Here is a 22,630-nt window from a genome sequence, read left to right on the forward strand (position 1 = left end):
GCGGACGCGGCGCATCGGGGCGGTGCGGTTACTCTCCGGCAGCCGGTGCCCTGGCGTTCTTCACATGGGTATCGAACCACGCGAACATTTCATCGAGCGTGTGCAGCACCGATTCCCGTCCGCGATAGCCGTGGTCTTCATGCGGCAGCATCACCAGCCGCGCCGTGCCGCCGGTGCCCTTGACCGCCGCGAACATCCGTTCCGACTGTTCGGGGAAGGTGCCCGAATTGCTGTCGTTCTGGCCGTGGATGAACAGGATCGGTTCCTTGATCTTGTCGGCCGCCATGAACGGGCTGAGGCGGTAATAGGTTTCCGGCGTATCCCAGAACACCCGCCTTTCCGACTGGAAGCCGAACGGGGTCAGCGTGCGGTTATAGGCGCCTGACCGGGCAATCCCGGCGCGGAAGATGTCGCTGTGGGCGAGCAGGTGCGCGGTCATGAACGCGCCGTAGCTGTGGCCGCCCACGCCAACGCGCACCCCGTCGCCGAAGCCGCGCTCCACCGTGAAATCGACCGCGGCCTGCGCGCTCGAAACGATCTGTTCGATGAAGCTGTCATTGACCGTTTCAGGATCGGGGCCGACCACCGGCATCGCTGCCCGGTCGAGCACGGCATAGCCCTGCATCAGGAAGAACAGGTGCGAATAACCGCCCACGCGGGTGAAGCGCCACGGGGAATCGCGGTTCTGCCCCGCCGTTGCCGCGTCGTTGTATTCCATCGGATAGGCCCAGACGACCACCGGCAGCTTGTCCCCCTGCTTGTACCCCGGCGGCAGATAGAGCGTTGCGGTGAGGTCCACCCCGTCGGCGCGCTTGTAGGTGACAAGTTCGCGCTTGATCCCGGTCAGTTCGGGGTGGGGGTCGGGAAAGGCGGTCAGGAACCGCGCTTCGCCGCCTGCCTGAAGGCGCACATTGCCGGGGTTGGACGGGCTTTCGTAAAAGGTGACAAAGCTGCTGCCATCGGCGGCCAGCACATCCAGCACGGTTTCGAAACTTTCGCCCGTATTGCGCCACAACTCCTCGGTCTGGAGTGTGGCGAGATCGAAGCGGCGCAGGAACGGGCGATAGCCTTCGGGCGTCGCGCCGAGCCCGGACAGCAGCAGCTTGCCATCGACCTTGCGCGCCACGCTGTAACCGGCAGGGGTGGTGGTGGTGAGCGGGCTGCCGGGATCGGCATAGGCATCCTGCGAATTGCGGATCGCCAGCTGGCGCGGGGCATCGCTGCCGGTCACATCGACCAGCGTCTGGCGGATTTCGCGGGTGTCGCGGTCGTAATCGAAGGCGATGAGATCGTCCGTCCCCTCGATCCCGATCACGCCCGAAGCGCGGTCTTCCATCCGCGCCAGCACCCGCGCCTCGCCCTTGAACGGCGCGGCGAGCGCCAGAAGATTGTCGCGGTTGGTGCTTTTGGTGCGCGGATCGCCGCCATCCTGCGCCTCGGTCCACAGCAGCAGCGCCGGCTCGGTCGGATGCCACTGGATGTTGCGCCGACCGGTCACCACACCCTGCACCGGCAGGCCATCGGCCAGTGGCTGGCGGGCGATGTCCTGCACCAGCTTGCCATCCATGGTATAAACCGCACTGGTCTGCGGGAAGCGCGACCACGGCACTTCATAGGAAAACGGCTTTTCCAGCCACTCCATCAGCAGATATTTGCCATCGGGCGAGGCGGTGACCGAGGTGTAGAGCCGCGGTTCGCCCACGGCCTTCGTGCTGCGCCCGTCGGCGGACACCACCACCGGCTGCGACGTGGCGAGCCAGCTGAACATCGCCTCGTCACGCGGGTTCTGGAGCAGGTCCTGATAGGTGCGGTTCTGCGCCTGCTGGCCGCCCGCCGCCTCCTGGATGGCAGGCCCGCTGGGGGTGAGCGAGCGTTCCGGCATCGGCCCGCGATTCTTCGGCACGGTCAGCACCAGCAGCGACCCGTCCGGCAGCCAGCGCGGCGACTGGAAGATCGGGTTGACCCCGCCCGTCATCACCTTGCGCGCCTGCGCGCTCGCAGTGTCGAGCACGTGGAGATCGATCCCGTCGGCGCGGGTGTTGGTGAAAGACACCTTCGCACCGTCCGGCGACCACGAGACATGCGACAGGTCGGCATCGGCAGGCAGAGCGACCGCGCGCACCGCGCCGCTGGCAATGTCCTGCAACGACAGGCCGACCAGCGTGCGCGGCCCGTGCCGGTCGTTGATCGTCGCATCCAGCCGCATCCCGGCGAGCTTTTCCATCGGCTTGGCAAGATCCGCCACCGGCGGCAGCGCCTCGCGCGTGAGCAGCAGCAGCTGGTCCCCGTCGGGCGAGACCGAGACCCCCGGACTGGGCGCGCGGGTGACGATGTCGGCGACCACGGCAGGCGGGGTGCGGTAGCCTTCCTCGGCCGCCAGCGGCGCAGCAAGCGCAAGGACAAGCCCCAGAGCAGTGGCGGCGCGGATCGAACGATGCATGTGTTTCTCCCTTGATCGGGATGTGATGGCCGACTGCTGCGGAGGGATCAAGCGCCGGCGGGCCGGGCGACAGTGGCAGGTGGCGGAGACGAGGGCAGCGGCGGGGACGGGGGCGGGCTGTGATAGACCAGCGCGGACAGGCCCAGCCATGCGCCGAACATCAGCAGATAGGGCCAGCGGCGCGGCCACAAGGCGGCGACCAGCAGCGTCGTTGCCGCCGTGCCCCCCAGCGCCAGCAACACCGCACCCGCGCCGCCGGTGCCGCCTCTTGCAAGAGCGCTATGGATCGCGGTGCTGGCCCATTGCGCGGGCAGCAGCGCCAGCAGCCAGCGGGGCAAGGCATCGGGCGCGGCCCATGCCGTGGCCACCATCGCGCCCTCGCCCGCGACCACGGCCAGCGCGATCCACCAGCCCCGCGCTCCGGCAGAACGGGCAAACAGCGCGCCTCTCGCGGCAAAGCTGATGCTGGCGACAAGGCAGGCGAAGGCGGCGGAGATGGGATGCGCAGGCGGCGCCATGCCCAGCCAGTGCGCCAGCAGGGCCAGCCCTGCAGCCGCCACCAGCCCCGCCGCCACGCCGGCCCACAGACGCCCGGCGACAGCCGCCGCGATCATCCCCGCCCCCATCAGCGCGACTGCCAGCACCGGCGCGATCACCCCGCCGGCCCGCACGTCGCCCAGCAGCACAGCCGTGACAGGAAGGATCACGCCAGCCAGCAACGCAGCCAGCCAGCCCCGGCAAAGCAAGCCCCGAGGCCCGTCAGACGATAGGGATTTCATCGCCGCGACAGTGGTTCAAGTGCTGCGTGTTGTCGAGCGCCAACGCCCGCAGCGCAAGCCGCCGCGCCATCGGGCAACGCGAGTGATCGCGCGACTGTTACCGGCAACCCGGCGTCAGACAGATGGTAGGTGGCGGAGCAGGAGGGATTCGAACCCTCGATACGCTTTTGACGTATACACACTTTCCAGGCGTGCGCCTTCGACCACTCGGCCACTGCTCCGTGCTCCTTCGTGCGCTACCGCTTCGCTGCTTGAGCGCGAGGAGGTCGCCGTCGGGGGCAAGGCTGGGCCGATAGCGGCGAACGGCGCGCTCTGCAAGGCGACAGGTTTGGCCGCGTGCCGGAATCGTGGTAAGGGAGTCGCATTGGCCAGCGCTGCGCGGATCCGGCATTCCCTGCGAACGCTGCTATCGAGAACCCCTTTCCGCCCTCCAAAACGCGTGGAAAGGGGTTTTTGATTTTGGGGAATGGGTTTTAGGCCCACCCCCAACCCCTCCCGCGAGCGGGAGGGGAGCGAGACTTTGGCCGGATGCAATCCGGGCCTAGTCGCAGCGGGGTGGGCATGGCACTATGCCCGCATGAACAAAGCCTTCCTCGCCGCTGCGACGGCCCTCGCCCTTGCCCTGCCCGCTTCCGCTCAAGAGGAGCCGAAGGGGGCCCCCGCCCCATCCGAAATCGTCGCCGCCGCGCCCAAGAGCGAATGGGTGGCGATCCCGGCGGAGGATCTGCTGGTGATGACCCTTGCGCCCGATGCCGAGGGCAAGCCGCGGCAGGTGGTGATCCAGCTGATGCCCGCGCCCTTCTCGCAAGGCTGGGTCCACAACATCCGCCTGTTCGCCCGCGCCAAGTGGTATGACGGCATCTCGGTTAACCGGGTGCAGGAAAATTACGTCACCCAGTGGGGCGATCCCAACTACGACAATCCGGAAGCGACCGGGAAGCCGAAGCCGCTGCCCGAGGGGCTGAAGGTGATGGGAGAGGCGGAGTATCTCGCGCCCGATCTGCTCGCCGTGCCAGATCCGCGCGGGCGGCCTCGGATGAACTATAGCTTGGGTGCGACGATGATACGCAATGCCATGATCGCGACGAATGGCGGTGTGGTGGTTCCCGAAGCGTTTCGAGAAGCTCTGCAAAAGGGAACGCCTCCAGCCAGCGAAGAGCCGCCCCGGATGGGGGATGCCTATGCTGATTTTGTCACGCTGGCCTTGGGCTGGCCGCTTGGCGGAACCATGGGGGATGAAGGCAATCCGTTCTGGCCCGTCCACTGCTACGGCATGGTCGGCGTGGGGCGGAACTACTCCCCCGACACAGGCTCCGGCGCCGAGCTCTACACTGTGATCGGCCATGCGCCGCGCCACTTGGATCGCAACATCGCGCTCGTCGGCCGAGTGATCGAGGGGATGGAGCACCTCTCTTCGCTGCCTCGCGGATCGGGCGCGCTCGGGTTCTACACCGCCGAGGAAGCCGCCAAGCGTACCCCAATCCTGACGGTGCGGGTGGCGAGCGATCTTCCGGCGGGCGAGCAACCACGCTTCGAATACCTCTCCACCGAGAGCGGCACCTTCGCCCGCTATGCCGAAGCCATCGCCAACCGCCGCGATCCCTTCTTCATCGTGCCCGCTGGCGGCGCGGACATCTGCAACATCCGCGTGCCGGTGCGGCGGGTGGAGGAATAATCGTCATTGCGAGCGTAGCGAAGCAATCCATGGGCCGGCCTCGCCCCCGCTGATAGTTTAGGGCCATGGATTGCCACGTCGCCTGCGGCTCCTCGCAATGACGAGATAACGCGGCTTTACTGCCGCTCCGCCTGCGCCACCGCGTCGCTGGCGCGCAGGGCGGAGATGATGCGGTTGAGGTGCGCGGCGTCCTCCACCTCGACCTCGACATCATAGGTCACGAAGGGATGGTCGATCTGCGCCTGCATCAGGGTGATGATGTTGGCCTTGTTCTGGGCGAAGATGCCCGCCATTTCCGCCAGCGTGCCGAGCCGGTCGTAGATCGTCACCGACAATTGCCCCGCCGCCCCGACCGAACGGTTGCCCCAGGCAAGGTCGATCCAGTCGCTGTCCACCCCGTTCGCCAGTTCCATGCAGTCGATCGCGTGGACCAGCACGGTGTCGCCCTTGCGACGGATGCCGACGATGCGGTCACCCGGCACCGGATGGCAGCAGGTGGCGAGTTCGAAGGCGACGCCGGGCGTCAACCCGCGGATCGAGATGGCTTTCTCGCGCCGTTCCCAGTGCTCGTCTTCCTCGATGCCTGCGGTGCAGCCGGGGACGAGCGCCTCCATCACCTCGCGGTCGGCGATCTTGGCGGCGCCGATCGCGTACATCAGGTCGTCAGGCTCCTCCATGCCCAGCCGTTCGACAGCGGCGCGGATCGCCTTCTTGCCGATGCGGGCGGGGACGCGGGCGGCGATTTCATCGAACAGTTTCGATCCGATCGCGGCGACTTCGGCACGCTCCTTCATCCGCACGGCGCGGCGGATCGCGGCGCGGGCCTTGCCGGTGACGACAAAGCCCAGCCATGACAGCTGCGGCACGGCGTGGGGGTTCTTGATGATCTCCACCACATCGCCATTCGCCAGCGGGGTGCGCAGCGGCATGTGCCGCCCGTTGATCTTCACGCCCGCCGTCTGCGTGCCGAGATTGGTGTGCACCGCGAAAGCAAAATCGACCGCCGTCGCCCCCTTGGGCAGCTGGAACAGCGCGCCCTTGGGGGTAAAGGCGAAGATGCGATCCTGATAGATCGCCATGCGCGTGTGTTCGAGCAGTTCTTCGGCATCGTGGCTGGCATCGACAATCTCGATCAGGTCGCGCAGCCAGCCCACCGCGCCGTCGGGCTTGTCGCCCTGCTTGTAGGCCCAGTGCGCGGCGAGGCCGAATTCGTTGGTGCGGTGCATGTCCCGCGTGCGGATCTGCACTTCGACCCGCATCGAGTTTTCGTACATCAGCGAGGTGTGCAAGGACCGGTAACCGTTCGATTTCGGCGTCGAGATGTAATCCTTGAACTTGCCCGGCAGGAACTGCCAGGTGGTGTGCAGGATGCCCAGCGCCCGGTAGCAGTCCTCCTCGCTTTCGGTGATGACGCGGAAGGCCATGATGTCGGTCACCTGTTCGAAGCTGACATGGCGTTCGGCCATCTTGTGCCAGATCGAATAGGGGTGCTTCTCGCGCCCGTAGACTTCGACCTTCAGCCCCGCTTCGGCGAGGCGCTGCTTGATCCTGAGCGCGATGTCGTCAACCTGCCCGCCATCCTGCGAGCGCAGCTGTTCGAGCCTGCCGGTGATGGTGGCATAGGCCTCCGGCTCCAGCTCGCGGAAGGCCAGCGCCTGCATTTCGTGCATGTATTCATACATCCCCACCCGCTCGGCGAGGGGGGCGTAGATATCCATCGTCTCGCGCGCGATGCGCTGGCGCTTTTCGGGCTTCTTGATGAAGTGCAGCGTGCGCATGTTGTGCAGCCGGTCCGCCAGCTTGACCAGCAGCACGCGGATATCCTCGGACATGGCCAGCAGGAACTTGCGCAGGTTTTCGGCCGCGCGCTCGTTTTCCGGCATGGTCTCGATTTTCGAGAGCTTGGTGACCCCGTCCACCAGCCGCGCGACCTCGGGGCCGAAATGGGCCTCGATGTCCTCGATCGTGGCGAGTGTATCCTCGACCGTATCGTGCAGCAGCGCGGTGATGATGGTCGCCTGATCGAGCTTCAGGTCGGTCATCAGCCCCGCGACTTCGACAGGGTGGCTGAAATAGGGATCGCCGCTCGCGCGCTTCTGCGTGCCGTGCTTCTGCACGGTGTAGACATAGGCGCGGTTGAGCATCGCCTCATCGGCGGCAGGGTCGTAATCGAGGACCTTTTCGACAAGTTCGTACTGGCGCAGCATCACCGGATGATGTGCAGTCGCATCGGCCTATCGGCAAGTGGGCAATTGCGCGGGGCCAAGGTTTTTGCAGCCCCCGCAGACGGATGCCTCATCCGCCGAACGGCTCGCAGGCACCGGCGTAGCGTTCGACCAGCGCAAAGAAGCCCTCTCCGTCTTCCTTTTCCATGATGCCTTCGATTTCGGCCTGGATCCGGTTGGCCACGGCCTCGAAATCGGTGGCGACCTTCATCTGGTCATCCGGCTTTTCGGCCAGCGCAGCATTGATCCACTCTTCCCCCTTGGCGGCGGCAAGCTTCCCCTCCTCGGTCTCGTCCCCGAGAAACCCGGACATGAAGGCGTTGATCACCGCGCATTCGAGCTTGGTCTGGTACGGCGCTTCGGCCGGCGCGCGCTTGGCCGGTTCCTGCGCGGCAAGCCCCGCCGGAGCAAGGATCAGAGCGAAAGCCGGAGCCACCGCGAGAAATGAGCGAAACAGCATTGCGGGATACTCCGGCAAGGTGGTTGGGGTAAGTGCGGACGCGTTTGCGACAACGCCGCGCGTTATGACCACGTGGCTCTGGGCGGCAGGCTCATCAGAATGGCGTCGATATTGCCGCCGGTCTTCAGCCCGAAGATCGTGCCGCGGTCATAGACGAGGTTGAACTCGGCATAGCGGCCCCGGTATTCGAACATCTGCGCCTCGTCGGCGGCGTCGAAGGGGGTGTTCATCCGGCGGCGCACGATGCGCGGGAAGACATCGAGGAACTGCTCGCCGATATCCCTGATGAAGGCGAAATTGGCCTGCCAGCCTGCATCATCGGCGCATTCCAGATGGTCGCAGAAAATCCCGCCCACCCCGCGGTGGACCTGCCGGTGCGGGATGTAGAAATAATCCTCCGCCCACTTGGCATAGCGTTCGTAATAATCGGCCCCGTGCGGATCGCAGGCGGCCTGCATCGCGGCGTGGAATTCGACCGTGTCCTCGGCATAGGGGATCGGCGGATTGAGGTCCGCGCCGCCGCCGAACCACGCCTTGGTCGTCGTCAGGAAGCGGGTGTTCATGTGCACCGCTGGCACGTGCGGGTTGCTCATGTGCGCCACAAGGCTGATGCCGGTGGCGACAAAGCCGGGGTTTTCGGCGCTCGCGCCGTTGATCGAACCCGCAAACTCCTTGGCAAAGCTGCCGCGCACGGTCGAGACGTTGACCCCGACCTTTTCGAACACCTTGCCCTTCATCAACCCCTGCACCCCGCCGCCGGGATCGGGATTGCCTTCTTCCTCGCGCTGCCAGGGGGTGTAGCGGAAGGCAGCGTCAGAACCGGCCTCGCGCTCGATGCTCTCGAATTCGGCGCAGATCCGGTCGCGCAAGTCTTCAAACCACGTGCGCGCCTGCGCCGTGTAAGGTGTCCAGTCCGTCATACATCCCCGTCCGTCATTCAAACCGCACCATAGGCGAGCCAGCGCGTCGCACAAGCCAGACTTTTGCCCGCAGGCACGGTTGCAAAGCCCGGTCTTTGCAGGCAGAGCGGCGCAGATGGTTCCCGCTATGTTCGCCCCCTTCCCCTTCGCCGGACACGAGCTGCTGCTGGGCACAGGGCGTGCGCTTTACTGGCCGGCGGAACGGGCGCTGCTGGTGGCCGACCTGCATCTGGAAAAGGCGAGCTGGTTTGCCGCACGCGGCCAGATGCTCCCGCCCTATGACAGCCGCGACACGCTGGAGCGGCTGGCCGATGCCGTGCGGCAGACGGGCGCGCGGCGGGTGATCACGCTGGGCGACAATTTCCACGACGATGCGGGCGCCTTGCGGCTGGATGCCCATTGCACCGGGATGCTCGAGGCGCTCACGCGGTCGCTCGACTGGGTGTGGATCACCGGCAACCATGACGAGGAACTGCCCAAGGGCTTCGGCGGGACGATCGTGCCCGAACTGGAAGTCGGCGGTGTAATCCTGCGCCACGAGGCCCGCGCCGGAGAGACCGCGCCCGAGCTGTCGGGCCACTATCACCCCAAGCTGCGCGTCAATGTTCGCAACCGCCACATCGCCCGCCCCTGCGCCGTGCTGGGGCGCAGTGCCGGCGGGGCCGAGCGCATGATCCTGCCTGCTTTCGGCACGCTCACGGGCGGGATGGACGCGGGCGCTCCGGAAATCCTCGCCGCGCTTGCTCCGGCCCGGCGGATCGAGGCGCTGATGCCTGCCAAAGGGCGCATCGCCCGCTTTCCGCTGTGGCAGGCGGCAGCGTAGAACACCTGCCGCCCATACTGCCTCAGGCGCCCAGCGTTTCGAGGGCAGACCCGACTTGCAGCACACCCCTGCAGGTCAACCGGACGAGCGTTCGCCGCTTGTCGGCCTCGCACCCTTTACGCTCGACAAGACCCGCAGCTTCGAGCCGCTCAAGAATTCGTAGTGAAGTTGTTTCTGGGCACCCTGAAACAAGTTGAAGCGATTTCGTCGATGCGGGCACGCCTTTGTAGAAGTTTTGAAACAGCTCCAACAGCATGTGCCAGGCAGGCTGGCGGACAAATTCGCAACCGACAATACGCTCCCATTTTCTTGCCCTGCCGGCCTCCGCCGACGCAAGCTCTGCCAGTCTTGCCGCATCCTTGACGATTCGGCTGAACTTTTTCCATTCCGAGAAATCAAGCGGCGAATTATCATTTGTTGGTTCCGAAGAAAAATCGCCTGATGTTTTTATCAAACTATCTGCGAATCTGCTATTTTCGGCAGATTCAAATTCATCCTGAACCCACTCAGCAACTTTATTCACATCGGACATTTCGACCACCATCGCTTGAAGTCGCAACATCCCCCACCCCGCAATCAATCATCATGTAAATTCATGTTAATCACAAACAATACGGAATTGACAATGGAGTTTTTGCTTCTTCTTTCGATTCGCGGGACAAATTTGATCCATTCCGGTTGGAAACGGCCCATCATCGCGGATCGCGGCCACAGTTCAGCGGCACCGAGACTCCATCTAGCCTTCACTCGCGCTTTGGCATAAAGAGCGCGCAGCAAGCAGCTACCACAGGAGAACACCCCATATCACGTCCGCCCCGGCGCTCGTTGGCCCCGCCCGTAAAAAGTGGCCCTCGTTTTGATCAGATGATCAATGTCCCCAAGGTTCGCGTCATTGATGACGAAGGCGAAAACCTTGGCGTGATGTACACCCGCGAAGCGATCGAGCAGGCCAATGAAAAGGGCCTGAACCTCGTCGAGGTGTCCCCCAACGCGGACCCGCCGGTGTGCAAGTTCCTCGATGTCGGCAAGTATCGTTACGAGGCGCAGAAAAAAGCGAACCTCGCGCGCAAGACGCAGAAGACGCAGGACATCAAGGAAGTGAAGATGCGTCCGAACATCGACACGCATGATTATGATGTGAAGATGCGCAACGTGCACAAGTTCATCGAGAATGGCGACAAGGTGAAAATCACCCTGCGCTTCCGCGGGCGCGAAATGGCGCACCAGCACCTCGGCATGGATCTGCTGAAGCAGGTGCAGGACGACGTGGCCGAATATGCCAAGGTCGAAGCCTTCCCGCGGCTGGAAGGCCGCCAGATGCTGATGGTGCTCGCGCCCAAGTAAGGGTGCGCGCCATCCGGCAATGAGTCAGCATGAAGGGCGGGCCGCAGGGCTCGCCCTTTTTCGTTTCGGGCTTCCGACGAGCGGCATGGATGCTCGACAAAGTGCTGACGGAAACCGATTGCGGGCAACATCGTTGGCAGGGTTCATGCTATTGAAATCAGGATGGTGAAAAGCTCGCCAGACCCTGTCCAGACCCGTTTAGACCCAGCTTAGCCCCCTTTCAGGCCCCTTCGGGGGCATGTTTCACGGGAAACATTATCGCCATGCCGTTCCTGCCCCCGCTCCGCTCCGCCCTGCTTGCCGCAGCCGCCCTGCTGGCCGCCCCGGCCCTCGCCCAGACCCCGCTGGGCGAGGCCGAAGTGGCACGGTTTGCCCCGTCACAGAACCCGACCAATGACGGGATCGACTATTCGATCTGGGATGAAGCGATGAAGAACATCGTCATTTCCATGGGCCCGAGCCTGCGCGAAAGCGCCCCGCGGCCCGATCCCAGCTTTGGCACAAGGCGGCAATACGGCCATGTCTCGCGTTACCGGCTGGAAGGCACGCGGGTGATGTTCAGCTTCCTCGATGCCGATGTGATCGCCAGCTTCACCGAGTATCGCAAGGATCTGGAGAACACCGCCGATCTCGTTGATATCCAGTCGCTTTCCCGCAACGAACAGCTGGCTTACTGGATCAACCTCCACAATGTCGCGATGGTCGAACAGATCGCCAATGCATGGCCGATCCGCCAGCCGCGCGAGATCATGGTGGGCGGCGTCCCGCTTGATGAAGCCCGGTTCATCACCGTCGAAGGCATCAAGCTGTCCCCGCGCGATATCCGCGAGAAGATCGTCTATCGCCACTGGAAGGATCCGGCGGTGATCTACGGCTTCTGGCGCGGCGAGATCGGCGGCCCCTCGCTCCAGCGCGAGGCGTTCAATGCCGATAATGTCGGACGCCTGCTGCAACGCGGCGCGGCCGATTTCGTCAACTCGCTGCGCGGCACGCAGGAACTCGGCGGCCGTCTGCAAGTCTCGGAAATCTATCGCGAAGCAGCCCCGTTCTTCTTCCCCGATTTCGAGAATGATCTGCGCAACCACCTCGCCCGCTATGCGGACGAGGCGACCTCTGCGCTGCTGTCCAAGACCAGCGGAGCCGAACCGGCGATCGTCGAGCACGACATTGCCGATCTCGAAGGCGGCGTGCGCGAGCCGACCTATTCGAACATCACCTCGAACGGGGTCGCCACCAGTTTCCGCATCCCGCAGAGCATGGCGGCCCTGCTCAAGGAGCGCGAGACCAAGTTCCAGGAGATCATCCGTCAGGGCCGCACCGGCACGGTGACCTTCAGCAACATCGCCCTGCCCGATGATCCGGCGGACAAGGAAAAGGACGAGGTTGAATAGGATCCTCGCACAGGATCGGCTTATCCGTTTGAAGTAAAACACCCTTCCGGTTAAGGTTCACACGTCTGACCGGAAGGGATGCGATGTTGCGCGAAACGGCGATCTTGCTGGCAGCGGGAAGTTTTCTGGCTGCACCGGCGTATGCGACAAACCCTGCCGCGCCCGGCCCGGCAGCGGCCGAAGCGGATAGTTTTGCCGCATTTGCCCCCCGTCCCGACGGACGCGATCACCGGCTGGATTACGCGGTCTGGACCGAAGCTCTGGCTGCCTTTGTCGTGTCGATGGGCCCGCCGCTGCGCAAGGTTCCCCTCGGCGTCGCCGCTCCGCCCGGAACCCGGATCAAGCTGGGCCCCAACTCGTTCTACCGGCTTGACGGTTCGATGATCGGTTTCAGCATGATCGACCGCGAGGTGATGGCCAATATCGCCCGCTACCGCCGCGAGCTTCAGGCGGTGGCCGATACGATCGACATACAGGTCCTGCCGCGCAACGAACAACTCGCGTTCTGGATCAACCTCCACAATGTCGCGATGGTCGAAAAGATCGGCGAAAGCTGGCCCATTCGCCAGCCGCGCGACATTCTGATCGACGGCGCTCCGCTGGAAGATGCGCGCTTCATCACCGTGCAGGGCATGGCCCTGTCGCCGCGCGATATCCGCGAGCGGATCGTCTATGCCAACTGGAAGAACCCGGTGGTGATCTATGGCTTCTGGCGCGGCGAGATCGGCGGCCCTGCCATCCAACGGACCGCATTTGACGGGCGCGACATCGCCGGCCAGCTCGAAATGTCCGCCCGCGAATTCGTCAATTCGCGGCGTGGCACCGAAAAGCGCGGCGACACGATGCATGTTTCGCGGTTCTATACCGAGGCTTCGCCCTTCTATTTCCCCGATTTCGGCCCTGATCTGCGCGATCATCTGGCCCGCTATGTCGATGGAACAATGATCAAGGCGCTCGCGGAAACCTCGCTGATCAAAGCGACCATTTACGAATATGATATCGCCGATCTTTCCGGTGGGGCACGCTCGAACCCCTTCTTCGCATCCGGGCGCCTCGATGCCGGTGTGGCGCGAATGCTGGCCGAGCGGGCTCGCAAATTCGAATATATGCGCCGCGAGAAGATCCCGACCTATACCATCACCTTCAGCAATATCACTTTGCCCGGAGACCCGCCGGACAAGGGGGTAGTGGAATAGCAAATCTTCGTGAAGTTGCATTCATCGCAGGTTTATCAGATTGAGATAGCTTGCCTTTTGGACGGGCTGAACTTTCTGGTGGGAGAGATGGCATGCTGCCGAGAACCGTTGTTGCACTTATGGCCGGAACGTTCCTGGCCGTTCCTCAGATCGCCGCAGCCACAACGCCCGATGCGCACGGAAAGGCCGGAGAACCGCAACGCCATTTCGTCCCCGGCCTGCCATCGGCTGATGCCAAGGCGTCACCTTCCGATGCACGGCTGGCAATCTTCACGCCGACCAGCGATCCGATCCGCCACACCATCGATTACGAAATCTGGGACTTCGCGCTCAAGCAATTCGTCCTCGCGATGGGGCCGTCCGAACGCAAGGGCTCGTCATGGCCTGCGCCGATCGCAGGGACGCGGCTGAAACAGGGGCCGCAATCGCGTTACCGGATGGAAGGTTCGATGGTGCTGTTCCGCTTCTTCGACCAGAAGGTGATCGACAGCTTCACCGAATATCGCCAGGATCTGGAGAGCGTTACCGAACAGCTCGACATTTCGGCCCTGCCGCGCAACGAACAGCTTGCCTTCTGGCTGAACCTCCACAATGTCGCGCTGCTCGAACAGATCGCGCGGAGCTGGCCGGTGCGCGAACCGCGCGACATCATGGTCGGCGGCGAGCCGCTGGACGAAGCGCGGTTCATCACTTTGCGCGGGGTGCCGGTTTCGCTGCGCGATATCCGCGAGAACATCGTCTATCGCCACTGGAAGGATCCCAAGGTCATCTACGGCTTCTGGCGCGGCGAGATCGGCGGGCCCGCCTTGCAGCGCGACGCCTTCACGGGCGCCAATGTCAGTTCGCTGCTCGATGTTGCCGCAGCAGACTATGTCAATTCGCTGCGCAGCACCCAGAAAATGGGCCAGACGCTTCACGTTTCGCGCCTTTATGGCGAGGTCGCACCATTCTACTTCCCCGATTTCGAGAAGGATGTGCGCACCCATCTGGCGAAATATGCCGAGGAGCCGGTCGAAGCGGCACTGGCGAAGACGAGCGTAACCCGGGCGACGATCCGCGAGGCCGACATCGCGGACCTGCATGGGGGCACGCGCCCGATCAATTACATGTTCGGCGGCAGCCTGCCGGGCGCGATGGATGATCCGCTGGGCGAAGAGTGTGCCCAACTCATCGGACCGGCGGCGTGCAATGTGCTCAAGGAGCGGAACACCAAGCTGCGCCGGATGCAGCGCAACGATCAGCCGACTGCGCGGGTATATTTCTCCAATATCGATATGCCCGGCGATCCGCCGAACAAGAACGCGGTCGAATAGGGCGGCAGACCGGATAAGGCCATGGGGCTTGCCGCTGGCGGCGGCTTGCTGATAGGCCCTTGGCCCATGGGCAAGGGACAAAGCCAAGCATGACCGCACGCCGGATCGGCCTCGCTCTCGGCCCGCTGGCCTTTGCGCTGGCCGCGCTGGTTTCGCCGCCCGCCGGGATGCCGGCCGGGGCATGGCTGGTGGCGGGTCTGGTGGTGTGGATGGCGGCCTGGTGGATGACCGAGGCTGTGCCGCTGGCGGTCACTGCGATGCTGCCGTTCGTTGTGCTGCCGCTGGCAGGCGTGGCCAGCGCCGAGGCGACGGCGGCGACCTATTACTCCCCGATCCTGTTCCTGCTGCTGGGCGGCGCGTTCATCGCGCTGGCGATCGAGCGCACCGGGCTGCACCGGCGGCTGAGCCTTGCGATCCTGCGGGTGGTGGGAGCAAAGGGCGGCCCGGCGCGCTTGCTGCTGGCCTTCATGATCTCCGCCGCGCTGCTCTCGATGTTCATCTCGAACACCTCGACCGCGCTGATCATGATGCCGATGGCGCTCGCCGTCCTCGAAGGCGGAACGCCCTCAAGCAGCGAAGCGGTAGGGCAACACGCCCCGCCCTCAAGCAGCGAAGCGGTAGGCCAACAAGAAGGCATTTACGGCGCGCTGCCCATGGGGATCGCCTTTGCCGCCAGCATCGGCGGGCTGGGCACGATCGTCGGATCGCCGACCAACGCGATTGCGGTCGGCCTGCTCGACGAGATCGCCGGCGTGCGGATCACGTTTGCGCAGTGGTCGCTCTACGGAGTGCCGCTGGTGCTGCTCTCGGTGCCGCTGGCCGCATGGATCGTGGCGCGGGTGCAGCGGGTGGCGGCACATCCCTTCGATCTGGCCGCAGCGCGGGCGGCGATTGACAGCCACAGCGCCTGGAGCGCGCCCGAAAAGCGGCTCGCGCTGCTGGTGACGCTGACCTTTATCGGGTGGGTGACGCAACCGCTCCTCGCCGCACAGCTGCCCAAGGGCGCGTGGACCGATGGCACCATCGCGGTGATCGCGGCGCTCGCGCTGTTCCTGCTGCCCGATGGCACGGGCCGCCCGCTGCTGGTGTGGAAAGAGGCCGACCGCGCGCCGTGGAGCGTGATCTTCATGTTCGGCGGCGGGCTGGCGCTGGCAGGCGGGATGCAGGCTTCGGGCCTCGCGGAATGGATCGGGCAGGCCTTGCTGCCGCTGGAGGCATGGCCGCTGCTGCTGGTCGCACTGGCGGTGGTCGCGCTGGTGATCGTGGTGACAGAATTCGCCAGCAACGTCGCCACCGCCACAGGCATTATCCCTGTCGTGGCCGCACTGGTGGTGGCGCTGGGGGCCGATCCGGTGCTGCTCGCCCTGCCCGCCGCGCTGGCGGCCAGCTGGGGCTTCATGTTGCCGGCCGGAACGGGGCCGAATGCCATCGCATGGGCGACGGGCCGCATCCGGATCGAAGCGATGGTGAAGGCAGGCGTCCTGCTTGATCTGGCAGGAATCGCGCTGATCACCGGCGTGGTATGGGGCATCGCGGCGCTGACCTAGGCGCAAGGGAGACAATGATGACCGACAACCGCAAGCCCGTGTTTCTGGTGATCGGCGCAGGCGCAGGGATCGGCGGCAATGCCGCTTTGCGCTTTGCCACGGGCGGATACCACGCGGTGCTCGCCCGCCGCAGCGACGAGGCGGGGCTGGCGCGGCTGGTCGGAGCGATCGAGGCAGCGGGCGGCTCGGCCAGCGGAACGCTGCTCAACGCGGCAGAGGACGGCGCGATCGAGGAACTGGTCGCGCGCACCGAACGCGAAATCGGCCCGATCCATGCCGCGCTCTACAACCTCGGCGCACAGATCGGCAACCGTGCGCTGGACCAGACCCCGCACCGGATTTTCGAGCTCGGCTGGCGGCTCGGCACCTATGGCGTGTTCCGGCTCGCCCATGCGCTGTTCCCGGCGATGGTCGAGCGGGCGAAGACCGGCGCACACGGCACGCTGCTGGTCACCTCGGCCACCGCGGCAGTGCGCGGCAATGCCGGGCAGCACAGCCACGCGGCAGCGATGGGCGGGCGGCGGATGCTGTGCCAGACCCTCAACGCCGAATTCGCCCCCCAAGGCGTGCATGTGGCGCATGTGGTGGTTGATGGCGCAGTCGATGCCCCCGATACGCTCGGCAAGCTGCTGGGCGACCGCTACGAGGCGTTCAAGCAGCGCAAGGGCCGCGAGGGGATCATCGATCCGGCGGCGCTGGCCGAAACCTACTGGCATCTCGCCCACCAGCCGCGCAATTGCTGGAGCCACGAGGTCGATGTGCGCCCGTGGACCGACGTGCCGTGGTGGAACGACAACCCGGACCCGCAGATCGACAGCAAAGGGAAGGGGTTTGCAGGGCCAAAGGATTAGCAACCGGCGGCCGGTTCTGCGATACAGGCCGCCTCAGCCGTGACCGCAAAGACCCTGATGAGCTTTCTCCAGCGCCAAGAGCCCGAACAGCCCCCCGAACCGCTGTTCCAGCCGGAAACCTATGTCGATCGGGTGATCGAACGGCAGCGGCGCATCCCCGGCATGGTGCTGGCTGTGCCGATGGTGATCGCCTTTGGCTGGCTCCTATGGGATCAGGGCAGCATGATCGGCTGGGCGGTATCCGGGCCGCGTCTGGCCGAGGGGCGGTTCGAACTGATCGTGCTGCACATGTTTGCCCATGGCGGGCTGATGCACATCATCTTCAACCTTTCCGCGCTGGCGGCGCTGGGGCCTGCGGTGATGGAGCGGCTTGGCCCCTTCTCCCTACGCAGCTTTGCCGCTTTCATGGCGCTGTTCCTCGCCTCGGGCCTTGGCGGCATGGTGTTCTGGCTGGCGCTCAACCCTGCCAGCACGGTCCCGATGCTCGGCGCTTCAGGGGCGATCTTCGGACTGCTCGGGTTCCTGATGCGCCAGCCCGATCCGCACGGGGTGCCGGTGCCGTTGCTGAGCCCGCAGCTTGGCAAGGCCTTTGTCGAATGGTTCAAGCTGCACATTCCGCTGGTGGCGCTGTTCGCCATCCCGCTGCTGCTGGGCGGCAGCAATTTCGGGCTTGCGTGGGAATCGCACCTCGGCGGTTTTCTCGCCGGAATGCTGCTGTGCAAGGTGGTTTGGGGGTGGAGTGGCGGGCGCGCCGACTGGGTGCCTGCCGATAACGATCCGTTCTAGCGGCGGGTCACCCGCGCCATTCGCGGCGTTCTTCGGCAGCGCGCAGGACTTCGTAGCTGGTCTGGATCAGCTGGAACTGCCGCGCCGCCTCGGCATCGCCCGGTTTCACGTCGGGATGCACTTCCTTGGCGCGGGCGCGGTAGGCCTTCTTGATGGCGTTGAAGTCGGCATCAGCCTCCAGCCCCAGCACCTCCAGCGCGCGCATCTCATCGGCGCTGCGCGAACCGTCGCCCGATCCCGCCCAGCCATAATGCGCCGCCTCGGCATAGCCCGCGTTCTCGCGGCGTTCGGCCTTGGCGCGTTCTTCCTTTTCGGCCTGTTCAAGCCCTTCGAAGTAATCCCACTTGGAATTGTATTCAGCCGCGTGGCGTTGGCAGAAATACCACCGCTCGCGGCTGTTGGGGGCCTTGGGCGCCGGACAATTGCCCGGTTCATCGCAGCCGTGGCGGTCACAGATGCGCACCTGCGCGGCTTCCTGCGACGAGCCATAGGCTCGCCAGCGCGGAAAACCCCAATCGAGCGAACGCCTTGCGCGGGTCATCGCCGGGCACCGCCGGGGCGGAGAGATATGTCGTTGGTCGATGGCATCAGGCGCTCAATCTAGGCGCTGTGGCGCAACAAGGGAAGCGGTGAGAATACAGGAACCAGTTTCAAACTGAAATGTTGCACCGCAAAAGCCGATAGCCTAGAAAGACCGCGTGATGAGCCAGCAACTGACCCTGTCGAGCCTGTTTTCGGTGCTTGCGCTGGCCGCCCTGTGCGTCGTTACCAGCGTGCGCGATCTGGCGGGCGATGATGCGCCGGCGATCGCGGTGCAGGCCGAGCTTGCGCCCGGCCTGCTGGACAGCTGATCGTCAGTTGATGATCACGCTCGCGGCGCGGCGGTTCTGCGCCCACGCGCTTTCGTTCGAAGCCAGCGCCACGGGGCGTTCCTTGCCGTAGCTGACCACCGAAATACGGGCCGGATCAACGCCGAGGCCGACGAGATAGTTCTTGGCCGAATTGGCGCGCTTTTCGCCCAGCGCGAGGTTGTATTCGCGGGTGCCGCGTTCGTCGGCGTGGCCTTCGATGGTGAAGGTGATCTGCGGATAGCGCGCGAAATACTGCGCCTGTGCCTGCAAGGCGGCGGCATCCTGCGAATCGATGTTGAAACGATCGGTATCGAAATAGATCGTGGTCGAGTAACCGACGGCCGCGGCGAAGTGCGCCTGAGAGCCGACCTGCGGGCCGGTGGGCTGCACCTGCGGGGTCGGCTGCGGGGTCGGCGTGGTGTTCACCGGCGGCGGGGGAAGCTCCTCGGGCGCCTTCTTGGCGCAGGCGGCGAGCGTGGTGGCCGATGCCAGCAGCAGGATCGTTGCAAGCCTGGTGTTCATCACGTTTTCCTTTCTTGTTCTTGCGGGGGATTGAAACTGTGGGTTTCTACTGAGGAAAGGGGCGAAAATATGGTGGCGTAACTAAGGACGGATCGGGCCCCATGCCGGGTCGGATGCATCGACCGGCGTGGGCAGGCGGCGTTCGTTCTGGCCGGTCAGATCGACCTGCCAGATGGCCGAACGGCCGGTGTTCTGTTCGGTGCGGAAGAACTGGATGATGCGGCCGTTGGGCGCCCAGGTGGGGGCCTCGTCCTGCCAGCCGCGGGTCAGCACGCGCATGGCGCCGCCGCTGGTGTTCATCACCGCGATGTTGAAATCGCCGGCGATCCGCGTGAAGGCGATCTGGTCGCCGCGCGGGCTCCATTCGGGCGTGGCGCAGCGTCCGCCGAAGAAGCTGATGCGCTTCTGGTTCTTGCCGTCGGCATCCATGATGTAGCACTGCTGGCTGCCCGAACGGTCGCTTTCGAATACGATCTTGGATCCATCGGGCGAATAGCTGCCACCCACATCGATGCCGGGATTATCGGTCAGCTTGATGCTCGCACCGCCCGTGGCGGGGACACGGTAGATGTCGGTATTGCCCGCCACCGCCATTGAATAGAGGATGTATTTGCCATCGGGCGACCAGCGCGGGGCAATGGTGGGGTTGCGGTTTTCGGTCACCAGCGTCTGCTTGCCCGTGCCGATGTCATAGACATAGATGCGCGGGTTGCCGTCGACGTAGGAGAGGTAGAGAATCTTCGAATAGTCGGGCGAATAGCGCGGGGTCAGCGCGGTGGCGCTGCCCAGCGTCAGGAAGCGGTGGTTGGCACCGTCGCTGTCCATGATCGCCAGCCGCTTGACACGGCGATCCTTGGGGCCGGTTTCGGCGATGTAGGCAATGCGGCTGTCGAAGAACGGGCTTTCGCCGGTGAGCCGCGAGAAGATCAGGTCGGAGCACTTGTGCGCCGCGCGACGCCAGTCGGCAGGGCCCACCACCCAGCCTTCGCGCACCAGCTCGTTCTGGAGCGCCACGTCATAGAGATAGCAGCCGACCACCAGCCGCCCGTCGTCCCGTGCGCGGACATAGCCGTGCACCAGCATTTCGGCATTGCGCCCGCTCCACGTGCCGAATGCGGGCGCGGTGATCTGTGCGAAAGCGGGTTGGGGCAGGCTGTCGGGGCCGACCGGCTTGAACAGCCCGTTGTTCCTGAGATTGGCGGTGATCACACGGGCAATCTCGCGCCCCAGCGCGCCGGTGCCGTTCTCGTTCGCGGGCGTCGGACGTTCGCGGTCGGTGGCGAAGGCGGGGATGGCGATGCCGATGTCGGACCATGCGCTTTCATCGGTGACGGTGCCGCGCAGCGGGCCTTCATCGTCGCCTTCAACCGCGATGCTTTGCACCGGCGCGTCCTCACCCACCGGCGCGCCAAGGTCTTGCGCAGCGGCAGGCGCGGCAATCAGCGCGGCGGTAAGGAGCAGAAGATACGTCTTGGTCATGTCAGAGCCTTCGGTCGAATTGCCATTCGAGCGCTTTCCAGCGGTCGTAGAATTGTTCGGGCAGATTGAACGGTGCCGCCCGCTGTACGGCGCGGATCGCCCGCTCGCAATGAAGCCCGGCCTGCGGGCGGTTGCTCTCGGTCACGCTGGCCGGATCGGTGCGGCAGCGCGGGGTGCCGCGCAGGGTCCCGTCCGGAGCGAGATCCCAGCTCACGGTGGAAATGAGCAGCTCCGCCTCAAGCCCCGAAGGCGCGGTCCAGTGCGGACGCAACTGGCGGGTGATCGCCGATGACAGGGCGGCACGCTCTGCCGATCCGAACCTTGCAGCGGGAGCGCGGGTTTCCTGGGTGGAGGTGGAAGAGCCTTTGCCTTCGAGGAAGTCATCACCGATGCGGCTGCCCCCGCTGCGCTCGGCGGTGCGGGTCGGTGACGGACTGCTGCTGGGCCGCGGCGCGGGCGCCGAACTGGCGGTGGGCGCCGGCGTGCGATCAGGCCGCGACCGGTCGCGAGCGGGCGCGGGCGAGGTTGGTTTCGGCGTCGGACGCGGCGCCGCACTTGGCTGCGGCTTGGGCTGTGGTGCGGGCGTGCGTTCTGCCCGCTGGGGCGGCGCAGGAGCAGGTTCGGGCGCGGGCGCAGGCTCGGGCGCAAGCGTCGGCGCCACCGAAGCGCGGCTTTCGGCAACCGGATCGGGCGATGCCGCCTCCAGCCCCACCTCGGTCGCAAGGCTCACCGTCATCCGTTCGGGGAAAACCGAAACCTCGCTGCGGACCGTCTGCATCAGCAGCACGGCCACCAGCGCGCCATGCAGCACCAGCGCTGCGGCGAGGCCGATCTTCTCTTCGTTACGGAGCGCGGTTTCTCCCATCCTGTCCTCGGTTATGGGGCCGAAACTGAACCGTCGGTGACCAGCGAGATGGAAGTGAAGCCCGCACGCCCCAACTCGCCCATCACCGCCATCACGCGGCCGTAATCAAGGCTGCGATCACCGCGCAGCACGATCAGCGGCGGCTCGCCCCCGCGATCCAGCGCTTCGAGTGCGGCGGGCAGCCCGCCTGCGGGCACGGCGGCGTCTTCAATATAGATCACGCCCGCACGGTCGATCGAGATGGTGATCTGGTCCGGCTGCTCCTCCACCGGCGCGGCGCGGCTTTCGGGGAGTTCGACAGGCACACCGACCGCAGGCAGTGTCACCGTGACCATGAAGATGATCAGCAGCACCAGCATCACGTCGACCAGCGGCGTGACGTTGATCTCCGACATGGCTGCGCGGCGGCCGCGCTTGCCACGGCGGCGCGAAGAGGAAACACCCATGCCCATCAGGCGCGATCCAGTTCGCGGCTCAGCCCGGTGTGGAGCTTGTCGGCAAAGCGCTGGAGCCCCGCCTCGTAGCGATCCACCGCCCCGCCGAAGCGGTTATAGGCGATCACCGCCGGAATGGCCGCGAACAGGCCGATGGCGGTCGCAAACAGCGCTTCGGCGATGCCGGGAGCGACCACGGCGAGGCTGGCGCTCTGCTGGGCGCCGATCTGGAAGAAGCTGTTCATGATTCCCCACACCGTGCCGAACAGGCCCACGAACGGCGCAACCGAGCCGACCGTGGCGAGGAAGTTCAGCCGCCCGGCCAGCGCGTCGGCTTCCTCGGCGATCTGGCTGTCCATCGCCGCGCCAATCCGTTCGCGGGTGGCGTTGCGATCCACCGGCTGCTTGGCGGTGGACTTGCGCCATTCGTCCAGCCCTGCGGCAGCGACACGGGCGGCGGGCACTTCCTTGCGCACCGCCTTGGTCAGCAGCGCCTCGCGGTCGCGCTGTTCCCAGAACTCCGCCTCATACTCGCGCGACTTCTTCGTTAGCCCGCCGATCCGCATCGAGAACGAGACGATGATCATCCACACCCAGATGCTCGCAAGGATCAGCCCGATCATCACCGCTTGTACGATGATATCGGCCTGAAGGAAGAGCTCGACCGGATCGAGCCGGGTCGGAGCGGGGGCGGCGGCAGCGGCGCTGAGCAGGGCGAGCGTCACGGTG

22 protein-coding genes and 1 tRNA gene are annotated in these 22,630 nt (G+C 65.2%); 10 read left to right on the forward strand and 13 right to left on the reverse strand.

Features of this window, described 5'->3' with window-relative positions:
* Positions 1-28: 28 nt before the first annotated feature.
* From ACU0AG_RS01725 to ACU0AG_RS01735, 3 genes are all read right to left on the reverse strand, one after another.
* Positions 29-2,440 (reverse strand): S9 family peptidase, encoded by a 2,412-nt coding sequence (locus ACU0AG_RS01725; RefSeq protein ID WP_482780530.1) that lies wholly within the window; start codon positions 2,438-2,440, stop codon positions 29-31.
* Between the two features lie 47 nt (positions 2,441-2,487).
* Positions 2,488-3,147 (reverse strand): hypothetical protein, encoded by a 660-nt coding sequence (locus ACU0AG_RS01730; RefSeq protein WP_482780531.1) that lies wholly within the window; start codon positions 3,145-3,147, stop codon positions 2,488-2,490.
* Between the two features lie 202 nt (positions 3,148-3,349).
* A tRNA-Ser gene (locus ACU0AG_RS01735) sits at positions 3,350-3,440 on the reverse strand.
* A gap of 356 nt (positions 3,441-3,796) precedes the next feature.
* On the opposite strand from ACU0AG_RS01735, the gene ACU0AG_RS01740 reads away from it, so the two are divergent.
* Positions 3,797-4,894, forward strand: a complete 1,098-nt coding sequence (locus ACU0AG_RS01740; RefSeq protein ID WP_482780532.1) for a peptidylprolyl isomerase — start codon at positions 3,797-3,799, stop codon at positions 4,892-4,894.
* Positions 4,895-5,010: 116 nt separating this feature from the next.
* Here ACU0AG_RS01740 and ACU0AG_RS01745 read toward each other — a convergent pair whose 3' ends face one another.
* The 3 genes from ACU0AG_RS01745 to hemF form a co-directional block, all read right to left on the reverse strand.
* Positions 5,011-7,101, reverse strand: coding sequence for a RelA/SpoT family protein (locus ACU0AG_RS01745; protein WP_482780533.1), 2,091 nt, complete (start codon positions 7,099-7,101; stop codon positions 5,011-5,013).
* An 88-nt stretch (positions 7,102-7,189) separates the two neighbouring features.
* Positions 7,190-7,579 carry a hypothetical protein gene (locus ACU0AG_RS01750; RefSeq protein ID WP_482780534.1) on the reverse strand — a complete coding sequence of 130 codons (390 nt, stop codon included), beginning with the start codon at positions 7,577-7,579 and terminating at the stop codon, positions 7,190-7,192.
* Between the two features lie 62 nt (positions 7,580-7,641).
* Positions 7,642-8,499, reverse strand: coding sequence for an oxygen-dependent coproporphyrinogen oxidase (gene hemF, locus ACU0AG_RS01755; protein WP_482780535.1), 858 nt, complete (start codon positions 8,497-8,499; stop codon positions 7,642-7,644).
* A gap of 115 nt (positions 8,500-8,614) precedes the next feature.
* On the opposite strand from hemF, the gene pdeM reads away from it, so the two are divergent.
* Positions 8,615-9,322, forward strand: a complete 708-nt coding sequence (pdeM, locus tag ACU0AG_RS01760) for a ligase-associated DNA damage response endonuclease PdeM (protein WP_482780536.1) — start codon at positions 8,615-8,617, stop codon at positions 9,320-9,322.
* Positions 9,323-9,344: 22 nt separating this feature from the next.
* Here pdeM and ACU0AG_RS01765 read toward each other — a convergent pair whose 3' ends face one another.
* Positions 9,345-9,866 carry a winged helix DNA-binding protein gene (locus ACU0AG_RS01765; RefSeq protein ID WP_482780537.1) on the reverse strand — a complete coding sequence of 174 codons (522 nt, stop codon included), beginning with the start codon at positions 9,864-9,866 and terminating at the stop codon, positions 9,345-9,347.
* A 281-nt stretch (positions 9,867-10,147) separates the two neighbouring features.
* On the opposite strand from ACU0AG_RS01765, the gene infC reads away from it, so the two are divergent.
* The 7 genes from infC to ACU0AG_RS01800 all read left to right on the forward strand — a co-directional run bounded on the left by infC (position 10,148) and on the right by ACU0AG_RS01800 (position 17,750).
* A complete protein-coding gene (gene infC / locus ACU0AG_RS01770) occupies positions 10,148-10,666 on the forward strand; it encodes a translation initiation factor IF-3 (protein WP_482780538.1) in 519 nt (172 codons plus the stop codon).
* A gap of 263 nt (positions 10,667-10,929) precedes the next feature.
* Complete coding sequence (locus ACU0AG_RS01775; protein ID WP_482780539.1) at positions 10,930-12,057, forward strand: DUF547 domain-containing protein; 1,128 nt, start codon at positions 10,930-10,932, stop codon at positions 12,055-12,057.
* Positions 12,058-12,140: 83 nt separating this feature from the next.
* Complete coding sequence (locus ACU0AG_RS01780; RefSeq protein ID WP_482780540.1) at positions 12,141-13,253, forward strand: DUF547 domain-containing protein; 1,113 nt, start codon at positions 12,141-12,143, stop codon at positions 13,251-13,253.
* A 119-nt stretch (positions 13,254-13,372) separates the two neighbouring features.
* Positions 13,373-14,566 carry a DUF547 domain-containing protein gene (locus tag ACU0AG_RS01785; RefSeq protein ID WP_482780541.1) on the forward strand — a complete coding sequence of 398 codons (1,194 nt, stop codon included), beginning with the start codon at positions 13,373-13,375 and terminating at the stop codon, positions 14,564-14,566.
* Positions 14,567-14,655: 89 nt separating this feature from the next.
* The gene (locus tag ACU0AG_RS01790) at positions 14,656-16,113 is read left to right on the forward strand and encodes an SLC13 family permease (protein WP_482780542.1); all 1,458 of its coding nucleotides are present in this window, start codon (positions 14,656-14,658) and stop codon (positions 16,111-16,113) included.
* A 17-nt stretch (positions 16,114-16,130) separates the two neighbouring features.
* Complete coding sequence (locus ACU0AG_RS01795; protein ID WP_482780543.1) at positions 16,131-16,964, forward strand: SDR family NAD(P)-dependent oxidoreductase; 834 nt, start codon at positions 16,131-16,133, stop codon at positions 16,962-16,964.
* Between the two features lie 39 nt (positions 16,965-17,003).
* On the forward strand, positions 17,004-17,750 hold the full coding sequence (locus ACU0AG_RS01800) for a rhomboid family intramembrane serine protease (RefSeq protein ID WP_482780544.1): 747 nt from the start codon (positions 17,004-17,006) through the stop codon (positions 17,748-17,750).
* Between the two features lie 7 nt (positions 17,751-17,757).
* On the opposite strand, the gene ACU0AG_RS01805 is transcribed toward ACU0AG_RS01800, so the two are convergent.
* On the reverse strand, positions 17,758-18,291 hold the full coding sequence (locus ACU0AG_RS01805; protein WP_482780545.1) for a J domain-containing protein: 534 nt from the start codon (positions 18,289-18,291) through the stop codon (positions 17,758-17,760).
* A gap of 160 nt (positions 18,292-18,451) precedes the next feature.
* Between ACU0AG_RS01805 and ACU0AG_RS01810 the strand changes: the two genes are divergently transcribed.
* Positions 18,452-18,601, forward strand: coding sequence for a hypothetical protein (locus ACU0AG_RS01810; protein ID WP_482780546.1), 150 nt, complete (start codon positions 18,452-18,454; stop codon positions 18,599-18,601).
* 3 nt (positions 18,602-18,604) lie between these two features.
* Here ACU0AG_RS01810 and pal read toward each other — a convergent pair whose 3' ends face one another.
* The 5 genes from pal to tolQ all read right to left on the reverse strand — a co-directional run bounded on the left by pal (position 18,605) and on the right by tolQ (position 22,626).
* A complete protein-coding gene (pal, locus tag ACU0AG_RS01815) occupies positions 18,605-19,123 on the reverse strand; it encodes a peptidoglycan-associated lipoprotein Pal (protein ID WP_482780547.1) in 519 nt (172 codons plus the stop codon).
* 81 nt (positions 19,124-19,204) lie between these two features.
* Positions 19,205-20,602, reverse strand: a complete 1,398-nt coding sequence (gene tolB / locus ACU0AG_RS01820) for a Tol-Pal system beta propeller repeat protein TolB (RefSeq protein ID WP_482780548.1) — start codon at positions 20,600-20,602, stop codon at positions 19,205-19,207.
* Between the two features lies 1 nt (position 20,603).
* Positions 20,604-21,467 carry an energy transducer TonB gene (locus ACU0AG_RS01825; RefSeq protein WP_482780549.1) on the reverse strand — a complete coding sequence of 288 codons (864 nt, stop codon included), beginning with the start codon at positions 21,465-21,467 and terminating at the stop codon, positions 20,604-20,606.
* A gap of 11 nt (positions 21,468-21,478) precedes the next feature.
* A complete protein-coding gene (locus ACU0AG_RS01830) occupies positions 21,479-21,919 on the reverse strand; it encodes an ExbD/TolR family protein (protein ID WP_482780550.1) in 441 nt (146 codons plus the stop codon).
* Positions 21,919-22,626, reverse strand: a complete 708-nt coding sequence (gene tolQ, locus ACU0AG_RS01835) for a protein TolQ (RefSeq protein ID WP_482780551.1) — start codon at positions 22,624-22,626, stop codon at positions 21,919-21,921. The genes ACU0AG_RS01830 and tolQ overlap by 1 nt, the downstream gene beginning before the upstream one ends.
* Positions 22,627-22,630 lie beyond the last annotated feature (4 nt).

The sequence above is a fragment of the Erythrobacter sp. RANMB8 genome (assembly GCF_056848235.1).